The organism is Acidovorax sp. Leaf73 (assembly GCF_916855635.1).
Taxonomy (GTDB): Bacteria; Pseudomonadota; Gammaproteobacteria; order Burkholderiales; family Burkholderiaceae_C; genus Acidovorax; species Acidovorax facilis.
In genome coordinates this window covers 148031-161880 of sequence record NZ_CAKASI010000008.1, presented here as the reverse complement: position 1 = coordinate 161880, position 13850 = coordinate 148031, and the positions used below count along the sequence as shown (strand labels likewise).

Here is a 13850-nt window from a genome sequence, read left to right as displayed (position 1 = left end):
AGCGCGGAGCACGTGGCGAGGGCCACAAAGATTTTTCTTGTCACCGTTTTCAAAAGCATCATTCGTGCTCCTTGCGCGGCGCTGCCAGCACCGGGTGGGCAATGCCGCCGCTGCCCGGGGTGTGCGAGATAGGCGCCACATGCGTGCCATGCTCCACCAGCGGGCGGTTGCCTGCCAGCTTGCGCAGCAGCACGTAGAACACGGGCGTGAGGAACAGGCCGAAGGCCGTCACCCCGATCATTCCGGAGAACACCGCCACACCCATGGCGCTGCGCATCTCGGCGCCGGCACCGGTGGACAGCACCAGGGGCAGGACACCCATGACGAAGGCCAGCGAGGTCATCAGGATGGGGCGCAGCCGCAGGCGGCTGGCCTCGATGGCGGCCTGCACGGGCGTGCGCCCGGCAAACTCCAGCTCGCGCGCAAACTCCACGATCAGGATCGCGTTCTTGGCCGATAGCCCCACCAGCACGATGAGCCCGATCTGCGTGAACACGTTGTTGTCGCCGTTGCTCAGCCACACGCCGGTCATGGCCGCCAGGATGCCCATGGGCACGATCAGGATGATGGCGATCGGCAGCGTGAGGCTTTCGTACTGCGCGGCCAGCACCAGGAACACCAGCAGGATGGCCAGCGGGAACACCAGCACGGCAGAATTGCCCGCCAGGATTTCCTGGTAGGTCAGCTCGGTCCACTCGAAGGTGATGCCCTGGGGCAGCGTCTCCTTGGCGATGCGCTCGATGGCTGCCTGCGCCTGGCCCGATGAATAACCGGGTGCAGGGCCGCCGTTCACATCGGCAGCCAGGTAGCCGTTGTAGCGCATGGCGCGTTCGGGGCCGAAGCTCGGCTCCATCTTCATCAGCGCCGACAGGGGCACCATCTCGCCGGTTGCAGAGCGCACCTTGAGCAGGCCCACATCCTCAGCCCGCGCGCGGTAGGCCGCATCGGCCTGTACGCGTACGCTGTAGGTGCGGCCGAACTGGTTGAAGTCGTTGGCATAGAGGCTGCCCAGGTAGATCTGCAGCGTGTCAAAGATGTCCGTCACCGGCACACCGAGCTGGCGTGCCTTGGTGCGGTCGATGTTGGCGTACAGCTGCGGCACATTGACCTGCCAGCTACTGAAGATGCCGGTCAGCTCGGGCGTCTGGTAGGCCTTGGCCATGAAGGCCTTCACGGCGCCGTCCATGGCTTCGTAGCCCAGCGAGGCACGGTCTTCGATCTGCAGCTTGAAGCCTCCCGTGGTGCCCAGGCCCGCCACCGGGGGTGGCGGGAACATGGCGATGAACGCGTCCTGAATGCTGCCAAAGGCCTGGTTCAGCTGGCCTGCCACGGCGCCGCCGCTCTGGTCGGCGCGGGTGCGCTCGGCAAAGGGCTTGAGCGTGGCGAACACGATGCCGGCGTTGGAGCTGTTGGTGAAGCCGTTGATCGACAGGCCCGGGAAGGCAATCGCGTCTTCGACGTTGGGGTTCTCCTTCATGATCTCGCCCATGCGGCGGATCACGTTCTCGGTGCGGTCCAGCGTGGCGCCGTCGGGCAACTGCGCAAAGCCGATGAGGTACTGTTTGTCCTGCGCGGGCACGAAGCCGCCGGGCACGATCTTGAACAGGCCCATGGTGGCCCCCACCAGCGCGAGGTAGATCACGAACATCAGCGCCTTGCGGCCGATCACGCGCTTGACGCCGCCGCTGTAGGCCTCGGAGCCACGGTGGAACAGGCGGTTGAAGCCGCGGAACAGGCCACCGAACACTTTGTCCATGCCGCGCGTGAGCGCGTCCTTGGGCTCGTTGTGGCCCTTGAGCAGCAGTGCTGACAGGGCGGGCGACAGGGTCAGCGAGTTGATCGCCGAGATCACCGTGGAGATCGCGATGGTCACCGCGAACTGCTTGTAGAACTGGCCTGTGAGGCCACTGATGAAGGCCAGCGGCACGAACACTGCCACCAGCACCAGCGCAATCGCGATGATGGGGCCGGACACTTCACGCATGGCGCGGTAGGTGGCCTCGCGCGGGGTCAATCCCGCCTCGATGTTGCGCTCCACGTTCTCCACCACCACGATGGCATCGTCCACCACAATGCCGATGGCCAGCACCAGGCCGAACAGGCTCAAGGCATTGATCGAGAAGCCCAGCAGGTGCAGCACCGCAAACGTACCCACCACCGACACCGGCACAGCCAGCAGCGGGATGATGGACGCGCGCCAGGTCTGCAGGAACAGGATCACCACCAGCACCACGAGGGCGATGGCTTCGAGCAGCGTGTGGATCACGGACTTGATCGAGGCACGCACGAACTGCGTGGGGTCGTACGCAATGCGGTACTCCACACCTTCGGGCATGTTCTTCTGGATCTCGTCCATGGTGGCGCGCACGTTCGACGAGATGTCGAGCGCGTTGGAGCCCGGCGCCTGGAACACGCCCATGCCCACGGCCGGGTCGTTGTTGAGCAGCGAACGCAGCGAGTAGTCGGCCGCGCCCAGCTCCAGGCGGGCGATGTCGCGCAGGCGCGTCACCGCGCCGTCGGCACCGGTCTTGACGATGATGTCGCCGAACTCTTCTTCGGTCTGCAGACGGCCCTGCGCGTTGATGGACAGCTGCAGGTCCACGCCGGGCAGTCCGGGCGATGCGCCCACCACCCCGGCAGCGGCCTGCACGTTCTGGCCGCGGATGGCGGTCACCACGTCGCTGGCCGACAGGCCGCGCTGCGCGACCTTTTGCGGGTCGAGCCAGACACGCATGGAGTAGTCGCCGCCGCCGAAGATCTGCACCTGGCCCACGCCGCCGATGCGGGCGAGGCGGTCCTTCACATTGAGCACCGCGTAGTTGCGCAGGTAGTCGATGTCGTAGCGGTTGTTGGGCGAGACCAGATGGACCACCATGGTCAGGTCCGGCGCGCTCTTCACAGTGGTGACGCCCAGGCGGCGCACTTCCTCGGGCAGGCGCGGCTCGGCCTGCGAGACGCGGTTTTGCACCAGCTGCTGGGCCTTGTCGGGATCAGTGCCCAGGGCAAAGGTCACGGTCAGCGTCATCACGCCGTCGGTGGTGGCCTGGCTGCCCATGTAGAGCATGCCTTCCACGCCGTTGATGGATTCCTCCAGCGGCGTGGCCACGGTCTCGGCGATCACCTTGGGGTTGGCGCCCGGGTACTGGGCGCGCACCACCACGGACGGCGGCGCGACTTCAGGGTATTCGGAGATGGGCAGACCGCGCAATGCGATCAGCCCCCCGAGGAAGATGAGCACCGACAGCACCCCGGCAAAGATGGGGCGGTCGATGAAAAAACGGGACAGGTTCATGGATGCAAATTCCTGGTGTCCAGCGCGCTCAGGCGGCTGGCGACTTGGCGGCGTTCTTGGCTTCCTTGCGATCACCCGCAATCTCGGCCTTGGCGGTCATGGGCACAGGCTGTGGCGCCACCACGGCGCCGGGGCGCACGCGCTGCAGGCCGTTGACGACGATGTTCTCGCCCGCCTTCAGGCCCGAGGTGACCACGCGCAAACCGTCAATCGGCGCGCCCAGGGTGACCTCGCGGTACTCGGCCTTGTTGCCCTCGCCCACCACCATCACGAACTTCTTGTTCTGGTCGGTGCCCACCGCACGTTCGTTGATGAGCAGCGCCTGCGTGTTGCGGGCCTGGCCCATGCGGACGCGGGCAAACTGGCCGGGGATGAGCGAGCCGTCTTCGTTGTCGAACACGGCGCGCACGCGCACGGTGCCGCTCTTGGCATCGACCTGGTTGTCGATGAGCTGCAAGCGACCGGCGTGCGGCGTGCCGCCCGCAGTGCCGGTGCCCATCTGCACAGGAATGCGCTCGATGAGCTGGCGGGCGCTGTTGCCGCGCTGGCCGCTTTGCAGGTCGGCCAGGGCCTTCACCACGATCTGCTCATCGGTGTCGAAGCTCGCGTAGATGGGGCTCACGGAAACCAGCGTGGTCAGCACGGGAGCGCCCGGACCGGCCGCCACCAGGTTGCCCACCGTGACTTCGATGCGGCCCACACGGCCCGCCACCGGGGCGCGCACCTGGGTGTAGCCCAGGTTCAGCTTCGCGGTCTGCAGCGCGGCCTGGGCGGCGCGCAGGTTGGCATCGGCCTCGCGCTGGGCGTTCAGGCGCTCGTCATGCTCGCGCTGGGCAATGGCTTTTTCTTCGAGCAGGCGCGTGGCGCGCTCCAGTTCGCTGCGGGTGTACGACAGGCGGGCCTGCGCAGCGACCACCTGGGCTTCGGCGCGGTCCACCTCCGCAGCGTAGGGGGCTGGGTCCACCGTGACCAGCAGGTCGCCCTGCTTGACCAGCGAGCCTTCGCGGAAGTGCACGGCCTGCACGGCGCCCGAGACGCGCGGGCGCACGTCCACGCGCTGCACGGCTTCGAGCCGGCCGGAGAACTCGTCCCACAGGGCGATGTCTTTTTGGAGCACGGCCGCCACCGACACCGGCATGGCCGGGGGCGCAGCAGGGGTGCCATCGGCCTGGGCGGCGGGCGCCTGGAACACAAGGATGATGGCGGCCACGGTGGCCGTCACAGCAGTGGCAAGGGTGGCCAGGCCCAGCGGGCGGCTCTTGGAGAGAGGATTGGAGTTCATGGTCGTTTCAATCGTTAAGGCCGCCCTTGTGGAGCGAGCCAGTGGAGGTTTTCTGCCGCGCCCCGGTAGGTGGCGTTGTACCGACAAGAATCAAAAAAGGTGTCACAACCGTGGGCAGATGGGCAGTCTCGGCAATGACACCGTGGCAAAGTCAAGGCCCCGGCAGCACACCGCCGGGACACTGAGAACCGACGTCAGAAGACGCGGCAACACTGTGTGTTGTGACAGCCGTGGCTGCGGACACGCAAGTCGCCCAACGGGTTGTTCATGGTGTGATTTCCTCCGTATGTATCGTTGACATCAATGGCACCTGCCCGCCGTCTGCGCCCTGATGGGCCCGGCGTGCAGAAATACGTGGGCAAAGCTTCTCCCTCCGGCACGTGTGGGCCGGAAAAATCAGCGTTGATAACCAGGTGGTTGGCGGTAAGGCCGCAGTATCAAACCTCAACCAAAGTTGAGGTCAATGACTTTCTGGAGACAGCCTTGCCGGGTTCAGGGTCTCAGGAAGGCACCGGACATCGGGTGGCTTCAAAGAACAGGCGGAACTGTTCCTGCGCACCGGTTGCGCAAGGGCATTCGTGGGGGCCGGTTTGCAGCAAGGCATCGGGCCACTGCGCCGTTTTCGAGAAAACATGGCGGGTCACCTGCAGGCCCGCCGCCTCCAGCCGGGCGGCATAGGCCAGTGCCTCATCGTGCATGGGGTCGGTGTCGCCCACCAGCACCAGCGTAGGCGGCAAGCCGGCCAGACGGTGTGCTGCGGCAGGCACCGCATAGGGGTGCTCGGCATCGCGCGGGCAACGCAGAAAATTGCGCCAGCCTTCGGCCCATTTGCAGCCAGTGGCATTGCCCGTGGCTTCGCGCAGCGAGGCTGTGCCCACACACGGGTCCAGCATGGGCGAGAGCAGGATCTGCCCGGCCAGCGGCGGGTGCGACTGGTCGCGCGCCATCAGCCCCACAGCCGCTGCCAGATTGCCGCCCGCTTCTTCACCCGCCAGGTAGACCAGTGCACCTTGCCCGCCGAGCTTGGTGCGGTTGCGGTGCACCCACTTGAGCACGTCGTAGCCCGTGTCCACCGGCTGCGGGAACGGGGTGAGCGGGTACGCCACCGACACCACAACGGCCCCCACACCTTCCAGCAGCGAGGCCACGGTGCAGCCGTTGTCCAGCCCCCCCGAGGTAAATGCGCCTCCATGAAAATGCACCACCACCGGCGACGCCTGGCCCGTCTTCTTGCGCCCATACATGCGCACGGCCACATCCTGCCCCTTGGTCACTTCAATAGTGGAGTCGGAGCACACGGAGGCAGCCTTGCCCCCTTCGGTGGGTTTGGCAACGGGTGGCAATGTGGAAGATAGCGAGGACGGCTGGTCGGGCTGCATGGCATGTACCCATTGGATTGACGATGGATGAAATGTAGTGGCTCGGGCCTTTCAGATAAACAGGTCAAACACCACCGCACTGTTTCCAAAAGCTCAACAATCAAATGGCAGTGCCCGTGTGAGAATTCCGCAGCACCCACTGGTGGGTGCTGACGTTCCAGATTCAAGGAGAAGCCATGGACCAAATACAGGCCATGCGCATATTCGTGCGGGTGGTGGAGGCCGGCACGTTTACCCGGGCAGCGGATTCGCTATCGCTGCCCAAAGCCACCGTGACCAAGCATGTGCAGGCGCTGGAGGAGCGTCTGCGCGTAAAGCTGCTCAACCGCACCACGCGGCGCGTGACAGTGACGCCCGACGGCGCCGCCTACTACGACCGCACCGTCCGGCTGCTGACCGACCTGGATGACATTGAGGCCAGCATGACCAATGCACGCGCCAATCCGCGCGGTCGCCTGCGCATCGATGTCGGCACGTCGGTGGCACAGCTGCTCATCATTCCGAACCTGGCAGAGTTTCATGCGCGGTACCCGGACATCCAGGTGGACCTGGGGGTGAGCGACCGCATCGTGGACCTGATCGGAGACAACGTGGACTGCGTGATTCGCGGTGGCGAGCTCAGCGACCAGTCGCTGGTGGCGCGGCGGGTGGGCAACCTGGAGTTCATCACGGTGGCATCGCCCGACTATCTGGCGCGCAAGGGCACGCCCACCCATCCGCTGGAGATTGAGGAAAAACACGCCAGCGTGATCTATTTTTCTCCGCAAAGCGGCCGGCACTACCCGCTGGAGTTCGTCAAGGGCTCCGAATCCATCGACATCACGGGTCCCTACCAGTTGAGCGTGAATGAAGCCAATGCCTATGTGACGTCTGTGCTGGCGGGGCTGGGTATCGGGCAGATCACCAGCTACCAGGCGCAACAACACCTGCAAAATGGCGCCCTGGTGCGGCTGATGCCCGAGTGGACCCAGCCGCCACTGCCTGTGTACGTGGTGTATCCACCCAACCGCCACCTGAGCGCCAAGGTGCGTGCGTTTGTGGACTGGGCGGCCGAGCTGTTTCAGCGCGAGACCCACCTGCAACGCACGCAGTGAAGGCATTCCACAAAGGCGGGCAGGGGCCTTTATGCTTGGGCCCATGAACGCTACCGAGTCCACCCCCACCCCTGACGCGCGCACCACCGAGGGCGGCCACACCGCGCAAGCTGCTGAGCCCACACCTCCAGCAGCTTCTGCCAAACAGCCCCGCAACCCCCTGCACGGCGTAACGCTGGAAGCCATGGTAGTGGGCCTGGCAGACTATTTTGGCTGGGACGAGCTGGGCCGACAGATCCCCATCCGCTGCTTTCAGATCGACCCCAGCGTGGGCTCCAGCCTCAAGTTTTTGCGCAAAACCCCCTGGGCGCGCGAGAAGGTCGAGAGCCTTTACCTCTTCATGCTGCGCGACCAGCGGCGCAACGCGCAAGAATGACTGGCAATGCGCGCTACCACGCCCCAAGCATCGCCAACCCCGAATGCGTATTCGGCACGGCTGAGCGCACGGTATCGCAATTTTCTGGTCCCCCTGCTGACGCTGGGCGTCATCGGTGGGTTCAATGCTTTGCTGGCGGCTCAGTCCGGAAGGGGTGATGCAGGATGGTGGCCCGTGGCGTGGCTGGCCACCATGTTCTTGGGGGTTTTCTTCAGTGCAGCCTTCATGGCCATGGCGGGTCGCCGCAAGCTGCCGGTGGCCTACGGCATCGCTCTGGGTGCGACTGTAGGTCTGGGGCTGACGACCTATGGGTTTCTGCAGACGAGCCTGCACGCCCCTTGGGGCGCAGTGATGCCCGACTGGCTGCGTGGCGCGCAGGCAAGAGCCTGGTTGGGCTCTCCCTGGGCACCACTCCTTCCCTACGCAGCGGGGCTGGCCTTGCATGGCGCCGCCATGCTGGTTTTCAATCGCCGGACGTCACCAGAAAATCGCGGCTGATGCCGCCACCCAGGTCGTTGACCCGGTCCAGGAACTGCGTGAGGAACGCGTGCAGCCCGGTCGCCAGGATCTCGTCGATGCGACCGTACTGCAGGTCGGCCAGCAAGCGCCCTGCCCTGCGGCTGGTTTCGGCGGACTGCCCATTGGCCAGCACGGCCAGGTTGTCCACCACCTCGCGCAGGCAGGCGTGCAGCGATCGGGGCATATCGCGGCTCAGGATCAGCAGGTCGGCCACGCGCCCCGGCGTGATCACATCGCGGTAGACCTTGCGGTACACCTCGAACGCCGACACGCTGCGCAAGATGGCGCTCCAGTGGTAGAAGTCGCTTTCCTGGTTGCGGTCGCTGGGGCGGCCAAAAAAGTCATTCTTCACGGCGTGGAACTTCACATCCAGCAGGCGCGCGGTGTTGTCCGCGCGCTCCAGGAAGGTGCCCATGCGCAAAAAGTGAAACGCCTCGTCCTGCAGCATGGTGCCCAGCACCACACCGCGCGACAGGTGCGAGCGGTACTTCACCCATTCAAAGAACTGGCCTGGGTCGCGCTCAAAGGCGCCACCCTCCAGCTGGCGGTGCAGCTCCAGCCAGGTCTGGTTCTGCGTTTCCCACACCTCGGTGGTCAACGCACCGCGCACGGCCCGCGCGTTCTCGCGCGCTGCACGCAGGCACGACAGGATGGACGACGGGTTGTTGCCATCGTGCACCATGAACTCCAGCACGTTGGCGGGCGTCACTTCGCCATGCTTGGCGGTGTAGGCAGGAATCAGCTCGCTGATGGACAGCAGGCCCTCCCAGCCTTTCTGCGCCACATCGGCAGCCTGGGGCAACAGGGAAGTCTCGTAGCTCACATTGAGCATTCTGGCTGTGTTCTCAGCCCGCTCGGTGTAGCGGGACATCCAGAACAGATGGTCGGCGGTGCGGCTCAGCATGCGGCCTCCTTGATCGAGCAGGGCTGAGAACCCCGCACGTGCTGCGCACGCACGCGGTGTTGTGTCGAAAGCCCCATGGCATGGGGCTTTTCAGCCCGCTCGGTGTAGCGGGACATCCAGAACAGATGGTCGGCGGTGCGGCTCAGCATGTTCAGAGACTCCCTTGCGATTGACTTTGCGACTGGCCCTGGGATTGCGATTGCGACTGGGATTGCACGGCCTTGGGTTGCGCGGCAGGCGCACCCTCGCCCAGCACCCAGGTGTCCTTGGTGCCGCCGCCCTGCGACGAATTCACCACCAGCGAGCCCTCTTGCAGCGCCACGCGCGTGAGGCCCCCTGCGGCCATCTGCACCTCGCGACCGCTGAGCACGAAAGGGCGCAGGTCGATGTGGCGCGGGGCGATGCCGCTTTCCACATAGGTCGGGCAGCTCGACAGGCTGAGCGTGGGCTGGGCGATGTAGCCCGCCGGGTTGGCCAGCAGGGCACGGCGGAAGTCCTCGATCTCGGCCTGCGTGGCGGCCGGGCCGATCAGCATGCCGTAGCCACCGGCACCGTGCACTTCCTTCACGACCAGGTCCTTCAGGTTGGCCAGCACATGCTGCAGATCCTCCTGCTTGCGGCACATCCACGTGGGCACGTTCTTGAGGATGGGCTCCTGCCCCAGGTAGAAGCGGATCATCTCGGGCACGTAGGGGTACACCGATTTGTCGTCGGCCACGCCCGTTCCCACGGCGTTGCAGATGCCCACGTTGCCTGCGCGGTAGGCCTCCATGAGACCGTGGCAGCCCAGCGTGGAGTTGCGGCGGAAGACCTGCGGATCGAGGAAGTCGTCGTCCACCCGGCGGTAGATCACGTCCACCCGCTGCAGGCCGCGCGTGGTGCGCATGTAGACGAACTTGTCCTTGACGACGAGGTCCTGCCCTTCGACCAGCTCCACGCCCATCTGCTGCGCGAGGAAGGCATGCTCGAAGTACGCGCTGTTGTGCATGCCGGGCGTTAGCACCACCACCGTGGGCTCGTCGGCCGCTGCGGGCGCGCTGGCGCGCAGGGTTTCGAGCAGCATGTCGGGGTAGTGGGCCACGGGCGCCACCTTGTGCAGGCTAAACAGCTCGGGGAACAGCCGCATCATCATCTTGCGGTTTTCCAGCATGTAGCTCACGCCGCTGGGCACGCGCAGGTTGTCTTCCAGCACGTAGTACTCGCCCTCGCCCTGCGCGTTGGGGGCGCGCACGATGTCGATGCCGGCAATGTGCGCGTAGATGTTCTGCGGCACATGCAACCCGGCCATCTCGGGCCGGTACTGCGCGTTGTTGAGGATGAGGTCGGCAGGCACGATGCCGGCGCGGATGATGTCCTGCCCGTGGTACACGTCGTGGATGAAGCGATTGAGCGCCGTGACCCGCTGCACCAGCCCCTGCTGCATGCTGCTCCACTCATGGGCCGGAATGATGCGCGGAATCAGGTCAAACGGAATCAACCGCTCATTGCCCGCGCCGCCCTCGTCCTTTGCGCCGTAAACGGCGAAGGTAATGCCCACGCGCCGGAAGATCATCTCGGCTTCGGCCCTGCGGGCCTGCATCACATCAGGGGGCTGTTTGCTCAACCACTGCGCGTAGCGCTTGTAGTGTTCCCGCACATCGCTGCCATCAAAAGGCAGCATGGCGTACATCTCGTCAAATTTCTGCATGAACTGGCCTCCTGAAGACAGGATAGCAAGTTGCGCGCCCACACTCTGCAAACGGCCCCTGGTGGCACTACGGCATCGCGCCTGCTGAGTCCGCCCGGGGCACCATCTGGTGCTGCCAGTAGCGTCGGCCCGCATCGCGTTCACACCCTATTGCTGCGGGTTTGGCAGAGGCCCAGGTCGCGGCGCCACAGCGCGAAGACTCCACCACCTCGATGTCGCGAAGGCGATAGTGCTGCAACACCTGCGGGGCTGGATGGCCAAAGCGGTTGCGGTACCCGGCTTGCACCAAAGCAGTGCGCGGCTGGACGGCATCCAGAAACGCCGGGGACGATGATGTCTTGCTGCCGTGGTGGGGCACCAGCAGCAGGTCGGCCTGGAGCGCCGCACCGCGCGCCAGCAGGGCCTGTTCCTGCGGGGCTTCGATGTCGCCCACCAGCAAGGCCGACACGCCCTGCGGCCCGGCGGAGGTGATGCGCAGCACACAGCTCAGCGCATTGGGGCGCACGCTGCGCACCGCCGCGTCGTCCGGCTGCGGGTGCAGCACTTCGAAAGCCACACCATCCCATTCCCAGCGCTGGCCCGCCAGGCAGGGCTGGACTGGGCGCAAGGCCTGCAAGGTGTTCTCTGCCTCGATCGAGCCCACCAGCTCCGCATGCGGCTGCTGCGCCAGCACCGCGGCCGCACCGCCGGTGTGGTCTGCATCGCGGTGGCTGAGCATGAGGGTGTCCACGCGCTCCCCCAGTGCCCGCAGCAGCGGCACCAGCACGCGGTGGCCCGCGTCGCTCTCGCGGCTGAAACGCGGCCCTGCGTCGTACAGCAGCGTGTGGGTGGCGGTGCGCACCAGCACCGCATTGCCCTGGCCGATGTCTGCGGCCAGCAGTTCAAACTGCCCTGCCGCCGGGCGCACCGGCTGCCACCACAGCGCGGGCCACAGGAGGGGAAATGCCAGCAGCCGCAGCCGCCAGGGCAGGCGCGTGGCCAGCAGCGCGCCTCCGGCCACGGCCAGCATGCCCGCCCACAACGGCGCGGCAGGCAGGAAGACCACGGCCCAGGGCCACAACGCCAGCCATTGCAGCAGAGCTGCCAGCGGCTGCAAACTGAGGGCGGCCAGGCTCCACAAGGGCGCCCACAGCACGCCGCCCAACGCCAGCGGGGTGACCACCAGGGTGACCCAGGGAATCGCCACCAGGTTGGCGGCAAAACCCACCACCGACACCTGGCCAAACAGCAGCAGGGTCAGGGGCGTGAGCGCCAGCGTCACCACCCACTGCTCCCGAATCAATGCATAAAAATGGTGCCTAGCGCTGGTTGGATAAGCGCTACCAGCTATTGAATTAGTAGCAAACAGAATACCCACCGCCACAAAGCTCAGCCAGAAGCCTGCCTGCGCCAGCGCCCACGGGTCTGCCACCACCACAGCTGCACAGGCCCACAGCCACACCTGCGGCCAGGGCCAGCGGCGGCCGCTGAGCTGCAGCACGGCAATGGCCGCCAGCATGATCACCGTGCGCTCTGCAGGCACGCCCCAGCCGCTGAACAGCGCGTAGGCTGCCGCCAGCACCACCCCGGCGGCCAGTGCTGCAGAGGGCGCGGGCACCGCCAGGCACAGCCGGGTGGAACGCCGCCACAGGGCACCCACCACCAGCGCGGCCAGCCAGGCAAACAAGGTGATGTGAAGCCCGGAGATGCTCATGAGGTGAGCCACGCCCGTGGCGCGGAACACATCCCAATCGGCACGGTCAATGGCGCGCTGGTCACCCGTCACCAACGCCGCCACCACGCCCGCAACGCGCGTGCGGGCCGGGTCACTGCCATCCTGGTCGCCCGCCAGGCGCTCCAGGATCGCATCGCGCACCGACTGCCGCGCCCGCTCCACCGGATGCCGCCAGGTTGCAGCCACAAACTCCGGCGGCTCGTCCTTGGGCCCTGCACGCACGTAGCCTGTGGCCTGCACGCCCTGCTCCCACATCCACAACTCGTAGTCAAAACCATGGGGGTTGCGCAGCCCGTGCGGCGCCTTCAGACGCACCGTCAACGCCCAGCGGTCGCCGGCTTTCAGGGCGGGCGGTGGACGCTGCAGGTCCAAGGTTCCGGCCGCATCGCGGAACGGGCCGCCGTACCAGGCCACATCGATGCGCGGCGGCAGCGTCACCGGGGCACCGTTCAGGCGCGCGGCCTCCACGTCCACGCGGATGCGGGTGCCAGCCTCGTTGGTTTGGGGCATGGCCGCCACCACGCCGGTCACCCGGATGTCCTGGCCCTCCAGCGCGGGCGCGAGGCCCTGGGCCGCATAGTCCACAGCGCGCAGCCCACACAGGGCGAACATCACCAGCACTCCGGCGCCCACGGCCAGCGCGGTGGCAGCATGAGCGCCCCATCTGCTGCGTCTGGACGCTGCCCGCGCGCACCCGCCCACCACACACGCCGCCACCAGAACCGCCCCGTAGACCACCCCGGGCCACAACACCGGCTGCTGTAGCTGCAGCGCGGCCCCCAATACGGCCCCCAGCAGCCACGCAGGCAAGCGCCAGGGAACGGCGGCGACCATCGCGGAGCTTTCGCTGGCCACGGCGCCATCCAGGCCCACAGGGGCGGATGAAATGGCATTAGGGGCGCTTATGGCGGGCATGGGCTGATGCTAATGCGATGCCTGGGGGCTGGCCGCTGGATTCTGCACACCAGGCTGTGTAACACTCGCGGCCATCCGGGTGCCGCCGGACCGCGAAGCCACCGCGCTGACCAGCAGGCCGTGCCGGCGCACCTGCACCGGCCAGCCCCCGCCATCCACCTTCACGCCAAACCGAGGAAAGACCATGAGCGTTTACGACAAGCTGAAAGAACTCAACATCACCCTGCCCCCCGTGTCGGTGCCCGCTGCAGCCTATGTGCCCTATGTGCAGACGGGCAACCTGGTGTTCCTGTCCGGCCACATCGCACGCAAGGACGGCAAGCCCTGGGCCGCGCAGTTTGGCCGCGATATCGGCACCGAAGAAGGCAAGGAAGCTGCACGCTCGGTAGCGATTGACCTCATGGGCACGTTGCAGGCTGCCTGTGGCGGCGACCTCAACCGCGTCAAGCGCATCGTCAAGGTCATGAGCCTGGTGAATTCCACGGGTGATTTCACCGAGCAGCACCTGGTGACCAACGGTGCCAGCGAACTGCTGGGCCAGGTCTTTGGCGAAAAAGGCGTGCACGCCCGCAGTGCTTTTGGCGTGGCGCAGATCCCCCTGGGCGCCTGCGTGGAAATCGAGCTGATCGCAGAGCTGGCCTGACAGACCCCACCCCCCTCACCAAAAAAAACCCATGGCATGACTGCC

11 protein-coding genes are annotated in these 13850 nt (G+C 66.2%); 4 read left to right on the top strand and 7 right to left on the bottom strand.

What is annotated here, in order from left to right; translation table 11 throughout:
• Positions 1-58: 58 nt before the first annotated feature.
• The 3 genes from LPA35_RS24030 to LPA35_RS24020 all read right to left on the bottom strand — a co-directional run bounded on the left by LPA35_RS24030 (position 59) and on the right by LPA35_RS24020 (position 5953).
• Complete coding sequence (locus LPA35_RS24030; RefSeq protein WP_228899465.1) at positions 59-3292, bottom strand: efflux RND transporter permease subunit; 3234 nt, start codon at positions 3290-3292, stop codon at positions 59-61.
• A 28-nt stretch (positions 3293-3320) separates the two neighbouring features.
• Positions 3321-4574, bottom strand: a complete 1254-nt coding sequence (locus LPA35_RS24025) for an efflux RND transporter periplasmic adaptor subunit (RefSeq protein ID WP_228899462.1) — start codon at positions 4572-4574, stop codon at positions 3321-3323.
• A 500-nt stretch (positions 4575-5074) separates the two neighbouring features.
• Positions 5075-5953 (bottom strand): alpha/beta hydrolase, encoded by an 879-nt coding sequence (locus LPA35_RS24020; protein WP_176886528.1) that lies wholly within the window; start codon positions 5951-5953, stop codon positions 5075-5077.
• A 176-nt stretch (positions 5954-6129) separates the two neighbouring features.
• On the opposite strand from LPA35_RS24020, the gene LPA35_RS24015 reads away from it, so the two are divergent.
• Genes LPA35_RS24015 through LPA35_RS24005 form a run of 3 tightly spaced genes read left to right on the top strand, consistent with a single transcriptional unit; the run spans position 6130 to position 7921 of the window.
• A complete protein-coding gene (locus tag LPA35_RS24015) occupies positions 6130-7047 on the top strand; it encodes a LysR family transcriptional regulator (protein WP_055400927.1) in 918 nt (305 codons plus the stop codon).
• A gap of 43 nt (positions 7048-7090) precedes the next feature.
• Positions 7091-7423, top strand: coding sequence for a VF530 family DNA-binding protein (locus tag LPA35_RS24010; protein ID WP_228899459.1), 333 nt, complete (start codon positions 7091-7093; stop codon positions 7421-7423).
• A 6-nt stretch (positions 7424-7429) separates the two neighbouring features.
• A complete protein-coding gene (locus LPA35_RS24005; protein WP_228899457.1) occupies positions 7430-7921 on the top strand; it encodes a hypothetical protein in 492 nt (163 codons plus the stop codon).
• On the opposite strand, the gene LPA35_RS24000 is transcribed toward LPA35_RS24005, so the two are convergent.
• The 4 genes from LPA35_RS24000 to LPA35_RS23985 all read right to left on the bottom strand — a co-directional run bounded on the left by LPA35_RS24000 (position 7887) and on the right by LPA35_RS23985 (position 13081).
• Entirely contained in the window at positions 7887-8846 is a 960-nt protein-coding gene (locus LPA35_RS24000; protein ID WP_055400923.1) for an alpha-E domain-containing protein, read from the bottom strand. The two genes, LPA35_RS24005 and LPA35_RS24000, sit on opposite strands and share 35 nt — an antisense overlap.
• Complete coding sequence (locus tag LPA35_RS23995; RefSeq protein WP_228899455.1) at positions 8840-8995, bottom strand: alpha-E domain-containing protein; 156 nt, start codon at positions 8993-8995, stop codon at positions 8840-8842. The genes LPA35_RS24000 and LPA35_RS23995 overlap by 7 nt, the downstream gene beginning before the upstream one ends.
• A gap of 2 nt (positions 8996-8997) precedes the next feature.
• Positions 8998-10533, bottom strand: a complete 1536-nt coding sequence (locus LPA35_RS23990) for a circularly permuted type 2 ATP-grasp protein (RefSeq protein ID WP_055400921.1) — start codon at positions 10531-10533, stop codon at positions 8998-9000.
• Between the two features lie 67 nt (positions 10534-10600).
• Positions 10601-13081 carry a DNA internalization-related competence protein ComEC/Rec2 gene (locus tag LPA35_RS23985; protein ID WP_228899724.1) on the bottom strand — a complete coding sequence of 827 codons (2481 nt, stop codon included), beginning with the start codon at positions 13079-13081 and terminating at the stop codon, positions 10601-10603.
• Between the two features lie 265 nt (positions 13082-13346).
• On the opposite strand from LPA35_RS23985, the gene LPA35_RS23980 reads away from it, so the two are divergent.
• On the top strand, positions 13347-13805 hold the full coding sequence (locus LPA35_RS23980) for a RidA family protein (protein WP_121505846.1): 459 nt from the start codon (positions 13347-13349) through the stop codon (positions 13803-13805).
• The last annotated feature ends 45 nt before the right edge of the window (positions 13806-13850 follow it).